Consider the following 14,564-nt stretch of genomic DNA (forward strand, 5'->3'; position numbering starts at 1 on the left):
GCCAGCCCGCCAGCCCGCCAGCCCGCCAGCCCGCCAGCCCGCCAGCCCGCCAGCCCGCCAGCCCGCCAGCCCGCCAGCCCGCCAGAATTGCCGCATGCCGCCCTGTCAGGCCGCCAGCTCGGTGTCCTCGCCGCCCTGCCGCCCCGCCAGCTCGGTGTCCTCGCCGCACGCCGGCCCGCCCGGTTGGGGACCGCTGTCCGTGCGCCTCGCCGAACGCCGGTCCTACCGCCTCGCCGGACTACCTGTTGCGGGACGGAAGGGCTGTCATCCGGCGTACCGGAGCGGCGAGCATAGCATTCCTATCTGGTTACTAGGAATATCGATCGTGATGAAAGGCCCCCTGCTTTCAGGGTAGGTTCCTAGGATGCCTTAGGGGTTGTGGTGGGTGAACTAGGGGACGCGGGAGGGAAAGTACCGGACCCTGCGACCGCCCGATCCGTCCTATCGTCAGCGCATGCCATCGAAGAGCGTCACGGTGCGCCGCGCGGCGCCGGCCGCACCCTTGCTGCTGCTGGCCTACAGCCTGTTCCGGCTGTTCGACGGAGCGGATGGCGTGTCCGGCCCAGGCCCCGCCCAGCCCCTGGGGCACCTGGTCTTCGCCGGGGCGCTGCTGATGTTCGTGGCGCTGGCCGCCGCGGTCCACGCGTACGTCCCACGTCGCGGCCGTCACGTGGCCGCCACCGGCCTGGCCGCGACGATCTCCGGCGCCGCGTGCTTCCTCTGGACCGTCATCGACGTCCTGTCCCCGGCTCTGCGGGCGCCGCTGCCCACCCCGTTCGCGATCGCCGGCCCGCTGCTGTTCTCGCTCGGCATGTCGATCCTGCTCGGCCTGCTGGTGGCGGCGCGGCAGGCTCCGGTCTGGAGCCCGCTGCTGTTCGGCGCCGGTATCGCCACCGCCCTCATCGACATCGACTTCCTGCCGTTCGCGGCCCTGATCCTGCTGGCCGCCCTGGCCCCGCTCGCCCGCCCGGACCGGAACGTCACCGTCGAGCACGCGCTGTCGATCCCGAGCGTCGCCTACCGGCCGTCGCGCCCCCTGCTCACGGTCGGCGCCTCAAGTTACGACAGCTGACCCGCTGTCGTCGGCGGTTCCCGCTGCGGCGGCCGCGTTCCGGTGTGGGCGGGCGCGGTCAGCGGTCGAGGATGGTGGCGCGTTTGGCGGCGTACTCGGCGTCGGTCAGCAGGCCGGCGGCGTGCAGTTCGGCGAGTTTGTGCAGCAGAGCGGAGGTGTCGGGGGCTGCGGTGCGGCGCCGGTCGATGAGGTCGGCCAGGTAGGCGGCGGTGGGGCGGTCGGTGGTGAAGGAGACCATGTGGCCGCCGACGCCGATCTCCAGGGAGGAACGGAACAGCCGATCACGGGCGGTCACCGAGGTGATGTCGGTGAGGGGGATGCGTTCGCGGCCGGCGCCGGTGCGCATCAGGTTCCCGGTGCTGGCGAGTTCCAGACGGTCGGGGTAGACGAGCAGGTAGAGCTCGGCGCCGCCGTCGCGGGTGTGGGCGGCGGCCAGCGTCCCGGTGACGTCGAGGCCGTTGCGGCGGGCTTTGTCGAGGGCCCGTACGCAGTGATCGGGAAGCGTCATGCCGTCGTCGGAGGTCACAGCCGGTCACCGTAGCTCATCGACGGAAGTCCATCGGCTGCGTACGCTTGCCGCCGACGAGGAGAAGCCGACGACGAAGCCGACGAGGAAGCCATGGAGGAACGGGTCCTCACCGAACGCGGTGAGCTGGTTCTGCGGCGCCGGGACGGTCATTTCGAGCTGATCAGCAACGGTGTCTTCCTGATGGACACGCGGTCCGGCGAGTCGGAGCGGATGCTGATCCGGGCCGCGGTGGCCGCGTGCCGGCGAGAGCGGCCGCGTCTGCTGATCGGGGGCCTGGGTGTCGGGTTCTCGCTGGCGGAGGCGGTCCGCTCGGACGCCGGCGAGATCATCGTGGTGGAGATCGAGCCGGCGGTCGTCGACTGGCATCGCGGGGTGCTGCGGCCGTTCAGCGAGGGAGCCCTGGACGATCCGCGGGTACGGGTGGTGGTCGCCGACCTGGCGGCCTGGTGCACCGGGGTCAGCGACCGGTTCGACGCGATCTGCCTGGACGTGGACAACGGCCCGGGCTGGACGGTGTTCGACCACAACACCGGGCTGTACCGGCCGGCGGGACTGGCGATGCTGCGTGAGCATCTGCGGCCGGGCGGGGTGCTGGCGGTGTGGAGCGCCTCCCCGGAGCCGGGCTTCGCGGAGACTCTCCGCCGGCTGGTGGGGCCGGTGCGTACGGTCCGGATCCCGGTGCCGCGGGGCGGGCCGGATGTCGTCTACGTGGCTGCCCGCGCGGACGTGGGCCGCCCGTGAGGCAGTCGGTGTGTCCCGTACCCACCAGGAGCCCGGCTGATCGATGCCCGTCGCTGCATGTGACAGGGTCGCGCCGCTGACCATAATGGAGCGGGTGGAGCCCGCATCGATGCTGATGGTCGCCGCCAAGGCGATCCTGGTCCAGGCTGGTAAGGAACTCACGAAGACGTCGCTGAAGGGCGCCGCCGCGCGGATCGGTTCGGCGGCCGAGCGGAAGGCTCTGGCGGCGGCGCTGGGCCGGGCGTTCGCCGAGGTGGAGCGCAAGACCGACCACCGGTTCTCCGACTTCGACATCAACGCCGGGTTCTGGGAGCACGAGGGCGCGGCGGAGCTGGCCAAGGTGCTGATCCCGGGAGTGGACGCCTCGGCCGTGACCCTGGCCGGGGCGGCCGTCGACTCGCTGGGCAAGTGGCGGTCCGCGGACGCGCGGTTCGACCGGGTCACCGCGTTGCGGCCGGTGTTCGCGGTGCTGCTGGAGAGCCTCGCCGACGAGATCCGGTCGGAGCAGGCGCTGCGGGAGTTCCTGGGCCGTTCCGACGCGGCGGACACCGCGATCGCCGCGACCCGGCTGGCCCGGCATCTGGGCGCCGGAGCCGCCGGAGCCGACGACCGGTCGCACTATCTGAGCTGGATCATCGACCAGTCCCGCTATCTGAGGACCGCCGGGATGGTCCGCAACAAGACCGTGCCGCTGCGCCTCGCTGAAGTTTTCGTCGGCCTGCAGGCCGAACGTGACCGGAACCCCGGCGATCGGGCCCGCGACTGGTTCGAGCAGGAACGGGCCAGACTCGCCGCCCGTCTCGACGCCGGGGAACTCGACAGCACCCGCTTCGAGGCGGCGCTCGATCAGCTGCAGATCCGGTACGGCCGCAAGTTCGCCGCCGACCGGGACGGCTCCGCCGATCAGGTGCTGCCGGTGCTCGACGTCATCCGGGACACCGCGCACGTGCTGGTCCTCGGCGATCCGGGCAGCGGCAAGACCACCCTGCTGCACTATCTGGCCCTCACCAACGCCCGGGCGCTGCGCGAGGGCGAGCCGGGCCGGTTCCCGATCTACTTCCGGATCAGTGAGTACGCGCAGCACGGCTATCCCGGCACCGGGATCAGCGACTTCCTGCCGGCGTACCTGCGCCGGATGGAATGCCAGGCCGTCAACGGGGCCGACCTGCTGCGCGGTGAACTGGAGGCGGGCCGTTGCGTGGTGCTGCTCGACGGGCTCGACGAGGTGGCCTCCGCCGATCTGCGGCGCGGTGTGGTCGGGGCGGTGGTGCGCTTCGTCAACGCGTACGCCCGCTACGGCAACCGGTTCGTGGTGACCAGCCGGATCGCCGGCTACCAGGCGGCGCCGCTGCCCGAGCCGTTTCAGGCCGTGCGGCTGCGGGACATGGACGACGAGGCGATCACCCGGTTCCTCGACGTGTACTGCCGCGAGGTCGAACGGGCCGAGACGTCCGAGAAGGGCGAGGCGGCGATCAACCGGGCCGCCGCCGACGAGGCGGCGGCCATCGGCGAGGCCTTGCAGACCAATCCGGGGGTACGGCGGCTCGCGGCGAATCCTCTGCTGCTGACGGCGCTCGTGCTGGTGCACCGGGCCAGTGGCCGCCTGCCGCACCGGCGGATCGAGGCGTACGTGGAGGTGTGCAGCGCGCTCGGCCATACCTGGCGCAACGCCCAGGGTGTCGCCAAAGCGGACCTGCCGGACGAGCGGATCCTCCAGGAGTGGCTGAGCGCGCTCGGGCAGTGGCTGCACGCGAACCATCCCGAAGGCGCGGCCGGCAAGGTCGAGCTGCTGTCGGTGCTGGGGCCGCTGTGGGCCCGGCACGAGGGCCGGCCGTGGGATCCGGAGGTGCTGCGCAGCGCGGACCCGATGAGCAGCGACGCCGGGATCGCGGTCACCGAGTTCGTCGAGAAGGCGGACTACCACACGGGCCTGCTGGTGGAGAGAGCGCCGGGACGGTACGGGTTCGCGCATCTGACGTTCGAGGAGTTCTACACCGGGCAGGCGATCGCGCGGTTCGGCTCGGAAGCGGACCGGCTCGCGACGATCCGGCGGCACCTGCACGATCCGCGGTACGAGGAGCCGATCCTGCTGGCGCTCGGGTTGATCGGTTCGACCCAGTACGGGCAGATCGAGAACGTGGTCACGCAGGCGATCTGGCCGGCCACCGGAAACCCCAGCCCGTACGAGGAGATCCTCGGTCGCGACTTCCTGTTCATGCTGCGGGTCCTCGCCGACAATCCACCGCTCGCCGCCGGCATCATCAACGACGTCGTCGAGGCGGCGATCGACGAATTCCTGGCGCCGGAGACGAGCCGCTGCCGTTTCAGCGCCTATCGGGAGGCGCTGATCCAGCGCATCACCGGGCTGGCCGGGACCGAGGCCGGAAGACGTCTGCTGGCGGCGCTGGACGCTCGCGCGCCGGGGATCTCCGGCGCCGAGGTGCTGCCGTTCAGCGATCTGGTCAAGATTTCGGAGCCGATCGGGGAGCCGGGGCCCCACACCGTGTCGGCTCTGCTTGAGATCGTCGACAGCAATGATCCCACGCTGAGGATGGCGGCTGTGGAGGCGTTGCCGCTGAGCCTCTCCTCGTGCGAGGCGGTGACGGTCGCTGTCCTGAGGACTCTGGACTACGTGAGCGATGAGAACGTCTGGCACCGGGCGGTGAGGTTCGCGGTCCACAACGATCTCTTCACCGAGGCCACGAAGCTTGCCGTGGTTCGTACGGTGCTGGCACCGGAGCATCACGACGCCCTGTTCTCGGCGATGTATGACCTGGCGAGTGAGGACACGGCCACCGAGCCGGTGATCTCTCTGCTGGTCGCGGAGGCGACAGGTAACCCGGAGTCGGAAGCCCGGCTCCGGGCCATGGATGCGCTGCACGCTTTCCGGGGAGCCTCAGAGTCGGCCGAGGCGGCGATCCGCCGACTGGCGACCGAGTGTAAGGATCCGAAGGTGCGTGGGCGCGCATTGGCGTCCCTCACTGTGAACAGCGGACATACGGATCTGCTCGTCGCCGAGCTGACGCGGTTCCAGGAGAGCGGTCCGGTAGCCGGAGCCGACCCGGCGGAGCTCTTCACCTACATGGACGAGGCCGATGAATCCGTGAAGTCGATCGCGCTCTCGCTGGTGGTGATCGGGGAGGACGTCGACATGCGCATCCGTTTGGTGGAGACGATCACCTATAGATGGCCCTTCTCCGAGCAAGATTACGCCGCGCTGGCAGGGCTGGTGGCTAGCGACGACGACCCTCTTCTTCGGGCTCGGGTGGCCGGTGCGCTCCAGTACAACATCGCTCCGATCTCCGAGCCGGCTGCCGTTGTGCTGAGCCGGGTGGTGAACGGTGACGACGATGTCCAGGTCCGGGTTGCGGCGTTCGAGGCCTTGGCCCGGAGACGAGGAGGGCTCACCGGTGCGGCGCTCGCTGCGGCACTTCAGTTCGTGTCCAGTGACGAGGATGCCGCCATGCGGACGTCGGTGGTCGCATCGTTCGCCGCTGGCGTGGCGATCCCGGACCGCACGGCGGATACCCTGGCGCGCCTGACGACCGGCACAGACCACCCCCGGGTGCGTGCGGCGGCGGTTCAAGCCCTGGGGGTGGGTGGCAGGCTTTCCGCGGCCGTGGTGTCCGCCGCGATTGAGTTGGCCGAGCAGAGCGATGACGCCGAGGTGCGCGAGGCCGTGCTGGCAGGCCTGGTGACCCTGCCGGAGCCACCTGCGGCGGTGATCGCCATCGTGAAGAGATTGATCACCGAAAGCGCCAACTGGATCCTGCGGTGCGCCGCCGCGAGATGCCTGGGCCGGGCTGTTCCCGCGGCGGACGTCCTCGACTCACTGATCGGCCTTTTCCGCGATCCGGACAACGACGTCCGCCGTACCGTGGGGGAGGCCCTGGTGGAGATCGCACGCCGGGAGCCGTACCTGGCCGCGCGGATCCGGGACCGGCTTGCCGCGACGTGTGCCGATCCCGCGTTCGGCCTGCGAGACCAGTATGAGAAGAGACCCGGGTGGGATTACGCCTATGACGCGCTGAAGCTGCAGGTGGAGGTCACTGCGGAGGATGGGCCGGGATGGTGACCGGGGCGGGGCGCCAGGGGAGCAGGAGACAGCTGGCCAGGACGGCGACGCCGCAGAAGGCCAGTGCCGTGCGGACGTCGGTGAGGGCGGCGAGCACGCCGCCGAGGGCGATGCCGATCGGCTGGCAGACGCGGGACGAGATGCTCCAGGCGGAGATGACGCGGGCCAGGTAGCGGTCCTCGGTCTGTTCCAGGCGGTACGCGGCGAACGCCGGGTTGAACACACCGGTGCCGTACAGGGCGAAGAACTCGACGACGACGACCAGGATCAGGCCGGGGAGACCGGCGGGGGTGACGGCGAGGGCGCACAGCCACACCGCCCGCCACACGCCGAAGACGAGCAGGACGCGGCGCTGGCCGTACCGTCTGGTCAGTGGGGCCAAGGTCAGGGCGCCGAGGACGCCGCCGAGGCAGGGCAGGCCCCAGGCGAGGCCGTACTGCCAGGCGGGGAAAGAGAGTTCGTCGAGCATGAGGACGGCCAGCAGCGGCGACGACGCCATGATGCCGGAGCCGAACAGTTGCGCGTTGAGGAACATGGCGCGCAGGTCGCGGTGGGCGAACACGTACCGCCATCCGGCGGCGATTTCGGTCCACCGGTCGCCGGTGGGCGCCCGGACCGGTGGGGGCGGTTCGGGGCTGCGCAGCCGGCGGACGCCCGCGGCCGAGAGCAGGAAACTCAGCGCGTCCACGGCGATCGTCCAGGTCACGCCCACCCAGGAGGTCAGCGCCCCGCCGAGGGGTGGCCCGGCGCTGTAAGCGGTCCAGAACGTCGCCTCCATCCTCCCCATCGCCGCCGGCCGGTCGGCGGCGGGAACCAGAGCTTTGAGGTGGGCTCCGCCGGCGGCGGCGAACACGATCGCCGCGGTCGTCTGCACGGTCGCCACCGCGATCAGCTGGCCGTAGCCGAGCACCTCCAGCCACAGCGCCAGCGGCACGCTGAGCAGCGCGAACGCCCGTACCAGGTCGGCGCCGACCATGACCGGGCGTTTGTGCCGGAACTCCACCCACGGCCCGGCCGGCACCGCGATCGCTGCGGCGGCCAGCCCTGAGACGGTCGCCAGCATCGACACCTGCCAGGCCGGCGCGTCCAGGACCAGGATCGCGACCAGGGGGATCGCCCCGAAGCCGATGCCGGTTCCGGCCTCGCTCGCCGCGTACGCCAACCAGAGTCTGCGGAAGTCCGACCCGAGCGCCACCCGGCGCACCCTACCGGCGTACGCCCCACCCGTCCGCCCTCCGGCCGCGGTGCCGGCGGTCAGCGGCCCTGATGGGTGAACGCGGCCCTGGAGACCGGGTCGGTGGCGAGCGCCGTCGTCAGCCGCTCGATCTCCTCGTCGAGATCGGTCATCGGGGCACCGTGGTCAGCACGCCGAGGGTCGCGGTCGCCCACTCGTGGCCGTCCGGGCCCGCGTCGCGGGTCGACGTGCGGGGCTGGACCAGGGCTTCGTCCAGAGTGGGCTGCTCGAACGGCGTTGACGCGAACTCGTCGGTGGCCACGATCAGTTTCAGCCAGTCGTGGATGTGCGCGCCCGGCTCCGGCGGCCGGCCGGCCGGCAGGGTGAAGGCGATCCGGCGGCCGTCGGCCACCGCGGTGCGGTGCCGTGGCCCGACGAACGCGCCGGGCATCAGCCGGGCGTGGATCCGGTACCGGCCGGTGAGATCCAGCAGCGCGCAGTAGAGCGGCAGGTCGCCGGTGTTGTGCAGGCGCAGGAACACCTCCGGCGCCACCGGGCCGCCGGGCCCCGGCCGGTAGGCGAGCCGGATCAGGCCGTCGTCGTCCGGTTGCAGCGCGGGCCGGTCCGGCGGCATGATCCGTTCGCCGGGGTGCGCGGCGACGATCTCCAGCCGGATCAGGCCGGCCAGCGGCGACACCGGGTTGGCGAGCGTGCGGATGTGCCGCCAGCGGGCGATGTGCTCGCCGCCGCGGATCGCCAGCGTCGCCGCGGCCTCGTCGTCGGCGGCGGCCAGGTCGCCGGTGACCGGCAGGTGGTCGGAGCCGAGGATCCGGGCGCGGCCCGGCGCGGGTAGGTCCAGGCGCAGGTCGGGCACGGCCGGCTCGCCGGTCTCCGGCAGGCGCAGCCACGGCGAGCCGGCCAGCCGGTCGTGCAGCAGGTCCCGGTTGCGGTCACCGAGCGCGACGGTCAGCGCCGGGCGTGGCAGGGCGGTGAACACCACCGGGTACTGCACGGCCGGGTCGGGCGCCCAGCCCACCGGTTCCACGATCGACCGGCCGGTCAGCACCTCCACCACCCGGGCGGGGCGTTGCGGTCCCGGTCCGGCGACCGCCACCCGGACTGCGCCGGGCGACGGCACCCCGTGGCACAGGCCGGCGTCGATCTCCCACTGTCCGCGGTGGTGGCGCAGGGTGATGCCCGAGGCGGGGGTACGCAGCACGCCGCCCAGGAACACCCGGTCCGCCGGGTCGTCGCCGATCAGCTGGGGTGTCTGCTCGTACACCAGGTTCTCCACCTGGCAGCGGGCCGCAGCCAGCAGCTCCCGGTAGGTGGCGGCCGGTCCCAGCTGGTTCAGCGCCCCGAGCAGCGCCCAGCTGAACACGCCGTGCGGCCGCCCGCCGAGCGGCCGTTCCCGGGCCCGCTGATCGCTGCGGCAGGCGGCCAGCCCGGTGAGCCGGCTGTGGTCCGGCAGTGCCGCCCACCCGGACCGCAGCTCCGGGATCAGCAGTTCGGGGCGGGGCGCGGCGGCGGCCGGCGGCGCCCACCGGTCCCGGCCGGCGGGTTCCGGGATCTCACCGCGGACGGCGCCGGCGGCATGACAGCAGTCCAGCACGGTGACCACCCGGCAGCCGGTCGCGGCGACCCGGCCGAGCAGCACCGACAGTTCCTTGTCGTAGAGGTCGGGGACGTCGCCGAGCCGGGAGTCGGCGCAGATCAGGGTCTGCATGCGGCCGCTCGGCTCCAGGTGGGACAGCTCCGGCGGCAGGGGCGCCTGGGAGCCGTGCCCGGCGTACCAGAACAGGGCGGTGTCGCCGGTCCGGGCCCGGCCGAGATGGTGCCGGACGCCGTCGATCATCGCGTCGCGGGTGGCCTTGCCGTCGTGCAGCGCCAGCGGCCGCAGGGCGCCGCCGGCGCGGGACTCCAGGTACGCCTGGGCGGCGGTGACGTCGTTGACGCAGCCGCCCAGGCGGGGCGCCGCCTGGTACGCGTCGATGCCGGTGAACAGCGCGTAGACGGTGGTCATGCGTTCGGCTCGGGCGATTCATCCGTACGGGGAGAATCGCTCGGCCGGACGGTGGATTCGTCGTGCGTCAATTCCTCATCCCGTCCTGTTCGCGGCGGAGACGGCGCAGTCGCGGCATCGTCGCACGGCTCTCCTCCGGCCGACAAGAAAGCATTTCCGTTCCCATGATCGACCCGGTTTAGTGGAATTCCGCCTTACGACGGAATGTGCGCTGGTCGCGGCAGCATCGGCAAGATCAGCAGGCGGCACCCGTCCGGGGTACGCGACAACATCGCGACACGGCGACCTGGTGCCCGAGACAAATGCGCTGTTAGGCTCGCGTGCACCGAAGAGGAACTGATGAGAGAAACACTCCCGGGGGCGAAATGGAATTCGAGCGCCGGCGACGTGTGGAAACGCGCATAGAGGCGCGGGCGGTGGCCGCCGATAAAGATCGACAATTGTTCGGCCCGGCCGTCCGGCGCAGCCGCGGGCCCCGGCACGCCGGGCTGTTCGAGGCGGTCCGGCGGCTCGACGCGGGCCTCGACGCGGCCACCCGGGCGCAGCTGGCCGAGTGGATCCGCGCGGAGTACGCGAACGAGTTCGGCGACGTGCCGCTCGGCATGTTCGCCGTCTGCCACCTCGGCCCGCCGTTCGTGGACCACCGGCTCGACCTGTGGCAGTCCATCGTCGAGCACTACGCACCGGCCGACACCGTGCCGGAGCCGTTCGCCCGGGCCCGCATGATGGTCCGGTCCGGCGCCTACGAGTTCGTCGAGGTCTATGCGAGCGGCGAGCTCAAACCCGTCCTCAAAGACGGCACCGTCGTCGCCTGAAAGGTCACCGCATGCCGGAGCAGCACGATCAGCACCTGCGCGACCAGGTGGCGAAACTGGAGCGCATCGTGCTCCGGGTGGAGGAGGGCGTCGGCGACGTCGGCGTGCGGGTGGAGGGCGTCAGCCGGCGTGCCGAGGAGGTCAACGACCGTCTCCAGGCGCTCACCCGCGCCTTCGAGGACTACGTCCTGGTCGCCGCCCGGACCGCCAACGTGCAGCGGGCCGAGACCCGCATCGGTGTGGTGGAGGGCCGGCTCAACAGCGAGTTCGGCCACTACAAGGTGGTCCGCAACGTCGCCACCGGCATGCTGCAGGGCTTCGACACCGGCATCGTCTCCGACGACACCATGCGTGACGTCGGCGAAGAACTCATGATCAAGACGCCGCGGTACTGGCTGGCGCCCGTGCTGGTCGGGCTGCGCGCCTGGATCGCCGACGAGCCGGAGATCTGCGATCAGGCCCTCGGTGTCGCGTTCCAGCGGTCCCCGGACAAGACGTCGCTGTTCATGGCGCTGGTGCTGCGCCGGCAGGGCCGCGGCGAGGCGTCGCTGCGCTGGCTGCGGCACTATCTGATCGCTCTGGACCCGCTGGAGCTGGGCCGCGAGTTCGCGATGGTGCTGGAGAGCATCTCGCAGGGCGCTTTCGGCCCGGCCGGCGTCGCCATGGTGCAGGAACGCCTCGACGAGTGGCGGTCCCAGCTGCTGCGCGACGAGAGCCGGGAGCAGGCGCAGATCGACCGCTGGCGCGCCGAGCTGGAGCGGCATGTCGGCTCGTCGTCGGCCGACCGGTTCCCGCGGCTGGCCGCGATCTCCCCGCAGTGGCCACAGATGGACGAGGCCCTGGCCCGGGCCGCCGCGCACGGCTCGCTGATCGACGCGTACGCGACGATGGCCGGCGAGGTGCACGTCCCGCCCGCCCGCGTCGAGGACCACGTCGACGACATCCTCGACCAGCTGGTCCGCGGTTACGACGACGAGGAGCTGCCGCTGCGCCGCGAGCACGCCGAGCACCAGGCCGTGGTCGACAACGGCGGCGACCTCGACGCCGCCCGCCACGCGCTCGACACCGACCTGCTCGCCCTCGACCGGACCCACGACTACCTCACCATCCAGAGCGAGTCCGCGCTCAACCCCGGCAAGCTCGGCGTCAGCCGGGCCACCCAGCGGATGGCGGTCTCCTCCTGCCACGCCTGGTTCGACCGGGCACACGCCCTCTACACCCGCGACTACCGCGGCGGCGTGCCGGGCGACGTGCGGGCGGTCTTCGACCAGACGCACACCCTCGCCGGCGCCGTCTTCCGGCTGCCGTCCTGGACCGGATCGTTCGCCACCCCGATGGACGAGCTGGAACGTGACCTGGCCGCGCACTGGCGCCGCGCCGCCCAGCCGTTCCTCGCCAGTTTCGACTTCCCCTGGACCCGCCGGCTGATCCTGCCCGTCGCCGTCACCGCCGGGCTGGCCCTGTGCGCCTTCCAGCACCTCGGATTCCTGCTGGCCGCGGTCATCGTCGGCGGTGTCTGGGCACTGGTGCTGTGGTCGCAGTCGCAGACCGCCGAACAGCGCCGCGAGGCCGCCCGGAAACAGCTCCAGAGCGCCGAACAGGACTCGCTGCGGCAACTGCGCGGCGCCGGCGCCGAGGTCGTCGACTGGAGCACCGCGTTCCGCCAGGCCGACCAGCGCGAGCAGGAGGTCCGGGCGGTCATCGCCGATCTGGCCACCGCCGGCGTCCCCACCGCCGCCCACGAGCGGCGCCGCACCGAGACCGGCACGCCCGACAGGAGCTACACATGACGACGGAGTCCAACGGCCGGCGCCCACCGCAGATCCCGGCGCCCCGCGCCACCTTCCCGGACCGCGCCGAGGAGGACGTGCCGTGGGCCCGCCGCACCGACGGCCGACGGCCCGCCACCAGCCGCCAGCGCCGCATCGTCCGCGACCTGCCCGGCTGGGATCCGCTGCCGCCCGGCGAGAACCGGGTCCACCGCCGGGCCCGGGACTGACCGTGTGGGTCACCGGAGGAGCCTTCCAGACCTGGGCCGGCTTTCTGGACCGCTGGGCCGCCGGCGAGGCCGCCGACCCCGCCACGCTGCCCGCCCTGGACCCCGGCCACTTCGCCGGCGACAGCTGGGCCCGGCTCACCCAGCGGATCACCGCCGCCCTGGACCGGCGGCTCACCACCTGGTCGGCCACCCTGTCCCGCGAACTCAGCGCCGCCCGCGACGAGTTCACCGCCGCCCACGCCCTGCACCAGGCCCGCCGGCAACTCGCCCCGATCCGGGCGCTGGCCGCCGCGCCCGCCCTGCCCGAGGAGCTGCGCACCCGGCTCCCCGCCCTGATCGACAGCCGGATCCACAGTGTCCAGGACCAGCTGGAACAGCACGTCGACCGGATGCGCCGGGCCGGGATGCCGCACCGTGCCGTCGAAGCCCGGCGGCGCACCATCCGCGACAACCCGCTGACCGCCGCCCTCACCAGCCCGCCCGCACCCGGCCCCGGCGCCGGATGGGCGATCGACCCCGCCGCGGCGCCGCGGCGCCGGGTGACCCTCGACTGAACGGCCCGGGAGACCACCGATGTCCAACTACCACGAGGTCGTCAAGGACCTGGACAGCTACCTGTCCGCCCGGGTGCCGCTGATCGGCGTGCACAGTATCGAGCAGACCCGCGCGCTGCGCCTGATCAAACAGGTCGCCACCGACCCGCGCCGCGCCAATCAGGCGTTCTGGATCTACACCCGGGCGCTGGGCCTGCGCGACCTGCGCACCGGCACCCCGGCCCTGGACGACCACTCGCTGACCGGCGCGCTGGACTTCGCCGCCCAGCGGTTCAGCGCCCGCGCCCAGGCCACCGTCGTCTTCGTCGACCCCGACGACCTCAGTGACGACAACACCGCCAGCCGCCACGTCGCCGAGCTCGCCCGCCTCGCCGAGGCCAACTCCGGCAGCGTCGTCATCCTCACCGACACCCCGCTGTGGAACGGCCTGGAACGCCTCGGCATGAGCGTCACCCTGGACCTGCCCGACGCCGCCGAGATGTACGAGGCGATCTTCGACTTCCTCCGTGACCACCACGGCGTCGTCCCCATCGACTGGTCCGAGCAGGACGCCCGCCGCGCCGCGGAGTTCCTCGTCGGCGTCCCCGAGGGCACCGCGATCAACGTGATGGCCACCCTGGTCACCAAAGGTGCGGTGGAGAAGGCCGACGTCCAGCGGCTCGCCGCCTTCAAGGACAAACACTTCGGCGCCCTCGCCGGCCTGGAACGGGTCCGGCTCGGCCCCGGCGACACCGAGATCGGCGGGCTCACCAGCCTGCGCGCCTGGCTGCGCCGCAAACAACGGCTGATGACCGCCGACCTGCGCGGCACCCGGCTGCGGGCGCCGCGCGGCGTGTTGCTGGTCGGCGTCCCCGGATGCGGCAAGTCCCTGTCGGCGAAAGCCATCTCCACGGTGTGGGAGCTGCCGTTGTACCGCCTCGACCTGGCCGCGATCATGGGGATGTACGTGGGCCAGTCCGAAGCCCGGCTCCGCGAGGCGCTCGACACCGCCGACCGGCTCGCCCCCTGCATCCTCTGGATCGACGAGATCGAGAAGGGACTCGCCGGCCAGGACGACAGCACCGGCGTCAGCCGCCGTCTCATCGGGCAGTTCCTGTTCTGGCTGCAGGAGTCACAGCACCGCGTCTTCGTCGTCGCCACCAGCAACGACGTCCGTTCCCTACCCCCCGAGCTGCTGCGCAAGGGCCGCTTCGACGAACTGTTCTTCGTCGACCTGCCCGACGGCGACGACCGGCAGGAGATCATCGACATGTACTACCGCCGTTACGTCGACCAGGAGCCACCCGCCGAACTGCTCGACAAACTCGTCGGCCTCTCCGAGGGCTTCGCCGGATCCGACATCCAGGCGGCCCTGCACGAGGTCGGCGAACAGGTGTTCCTCAACGGGCCGGAGTCGCTGCGCCCCGACTTCGTGATCGACACGTTCACCAACACGTACCCGCTGAGCCGGACCAACCCGGAACAGATCGCGGAGATCCAGGCGTGGGGCCGCGACCGCGCCGTTCCCGCCGGGCGGGTCGCCGCCCGGGCCTCCGCCGACACCGGCCCGCAGCGCCGCCGCGTCGTGGTCTTCGGGGACTGA

The 14,564-nt window shown here is 72.0% G+C and carries 11 protein-coding genes; 8 read left to right on the plus strand and 3 right to left on the minus strand.

The genetic code is table 11. The annotated features are described in order from the left end of the window. Positions 1–454: 454 nt before the first annotated feature. On the plus strand, positions 455–1,072 hold the full coding sequence (locus tag Aut01nite_RS14975; RefSeq protein ID WP_043523485.1) for a hypothetical protein: 618 nt from the start codon (positions 455–457) through the stop codon (positions 1,070–1,072). Between the two features lie 58 nt (positions 1,073–1,130). Here Aut01nite_RS14975 and Aut01nite_RS14980 read toward each other — a convergent pair whose 3' ends face one another. Then, positions 1,131–1,598 carry an SHOCT domain-containing protein gene (locus Aut01nite_RS14980; protein WP_043523486.1) on the minus strand — a complete coding sequence of 156 codons (468 nt, stop codon included), beginning with the start codon at positions 1,596–1,598 and terminating at the stop codon, positions 1,131–1,133. Between the two features lie 93 nt (positions 1,599–1,691). On the opposite strand from Aut01nite_RS14980, the gene Aut01nite_RS14985 reads away from it, so the two are divergent. Both Aut01nite_RS14985 and Aut01nite_RS14990 read left to right on the plus strand, forming a co-directional pair. After that, positions 1,692–2,342, plus strand: coding sequence for a spermidine synthase (locus tag Aut01nite_RS14985; RefSeq protein WP_043523487.1), 651 nt, complete (start codon positions 1,692–1,694; stop codon positions 2,340–2,342). A gap of 43 nt (positions 2,343–2,385) precedes the next feature. Beyond that, positions 2,386–6,417 carry a HEAT repeat domain-containing protein gene (locus Aut01nite_RS14990; protein WP_152628546.1) on the plus strand — a complete coding sequence of 1,344 codons (4,032 nt, stop codon included), beginning with the start codon at positions 2,386–2,388 and terminating at the stop codon, positions 6,415–6,417. Here the strand turns inward: Aut01nite_RS14990 and Aut01nite_RS14995 are convergent. Continuing rightward, positions 6,389–7,612 carry an MFS transporter gene (locus Aut01nite_RS14995; protein WP_201775460.1) on the minus strand — a complete coding sequence of 408 codons (1,224 nt, stop codon included), beginning with the start codon at positions 7,610–7,612 and terminating at the stop codon, positions 6,389–6,391. The two genes, Aut01nite_RS14990 and Aut01nite_RS14995, sit on opposite strands and share 29 nt — an antisense overlap. 148 nt (positions 7,613–7,760) lie before the next feature. Then, positions 7,761–9,614: a caspase family protein gene (locus Aut01nite_RS15000; protein WP_043523489.1), complete on the minus strand. Its 1,854-nt coding sequence runs from the start codon at positions 9,612–9,614 to the stop codon at positions 7,761–7,763. A gap of 440 nt (positions 9,615–10,054) precedes the next feature. Between Aut01nite_RS15000 and Aut01nite_RS15005 the strand changes: the two genes are divergently transcribed. The 5 genes from Aut01nite_RS15005 to Aut01nite_RS15025 are packed head-to-tail and all read left to right on the plus strand — an operon-like array spanning position 10,055 to position 14,564. Beyond that, positions 10,055–10,429, plus strand: coding sequence for a hypothetical protein (locus tag Aut01nite_RS15005; protein ID WP_043523490.1), 375 nt, complete (start codon positions 10,055–10,057; stop codon positions 10,427–10,429). Between the two features lie 11 nt (positions 10,430–10,440). Beyond that, positions 10,441–12,219 carry a hypothetical protein gene (locus tag Aut01nite_RS15010; protein ID WP_043523491.1) on the plus strand — a complete coding sequence of 593 codons (1,779 nt, stop codon included), beginning with the start codon at positions 10,441–10,443 and terminating at the stop codon, positions 12,217–12,219. Further along, positions 12,216–12,428, plus strand: coding sequence for a hypothetical protein (locus Aut01nite_RS15015; protein ID WP_052163368.1), 213 nt, complete (start codon positions 12,216–12,218; stop codon positions 12,426–12,428). The genes Aut01nite_RS15010 and Aut01nite_RS15015 overlap by 4 nt, the downstream gene beginning before the upstream one ends. Positions 12,429–12,430: 2 nt before the next feature. Continuing rightward, positions 12,431–12,982, plus strand: coding sequence for a hypothetical protein (locus Aut01nite_RS15020; protein ID WP_052163369.1), 552 nt, complete (start codon positions 12,431–12,433; stop codon positions 12,980–12,982). Positions 12,983–13,001: 19 nt separating this feature from the next. After that, on the plus strand, positions 13,002–14,564 hold the full coding sequence (locus Aut01nite_RS15025; RefSeq protein WP_043523492.1) for an AAA family ATPase: 1,563 nt from the start codon (positions 13,002–13,004) through the stop codon (positions 14,562–14,564).

It is taken from the genome of Actinoplanes utahensis, from assembly GCF_016862455.1.
GTDB classification, from domain to species: Bacteria; Actinomycetota; Actinomycetes; order Mycobacteriales; family Micromonosporaceae; genus Actinoplanes; species Actinoplanes utahensis.

What these genes read in the sequence shown, in the direction of transcription:
- Aut01nite_RS15000 (WP_043523489.1), bottom strand. Translation starts at nt 9,614, where the DNA reads ATGACCACCGTCTACGCGCTGTTCACCGGCATCGACGCGTACCAGGCG.
- Aut01nite_RS14985 (WP_043523487.1), top strand. Translation starts at nt 1,692, where the DNA reads ATGGAGGAACGGGTCCTCACCGAACGCGGTGAGCTGGTTCTGCGGCGC.
- Aut01nite_RS14975 (WP_043523485.1), top strand. Translation starts at nt 455, where the DNA reads ATGCCATCGAAGAGCGTCACGGTGCGCCGCGCGGCGCCGGCCGCACCC.
- Aut01nite_RS15015 (WP_052163368.1), top strand. Translation starts at nt 12,216, where the DNA reads ATGACGACGGAGTCCAACGGCCGGCGCCCACCGCAGATCCCGGCGCCC.
- Aut01nite_RS15010 (WP_043523491.1), top strand. Translation starts at nt 10,441, where the DNA reads ATGCCGGAGCAGCACGATCAGCACCTGCGCGACCAGGTGGCGAAACTG.
- Aut01nite_RS14990 (WP_152628546.1), top strand. Translation starts at nt 2,386, where the DNA reads ATGCCCGTCGCTGCATGTGACAGGGTCGCGCCGCTGACCATAATGGAG.
- Aut01nite_RS15025 (WP_043523492.1), top strand. Translation starts at nt 13,002, where the DNA reads ATGTCCAACTACCACGAGGTCGTCAAGGACCTGGACAGCTACCTGTCC.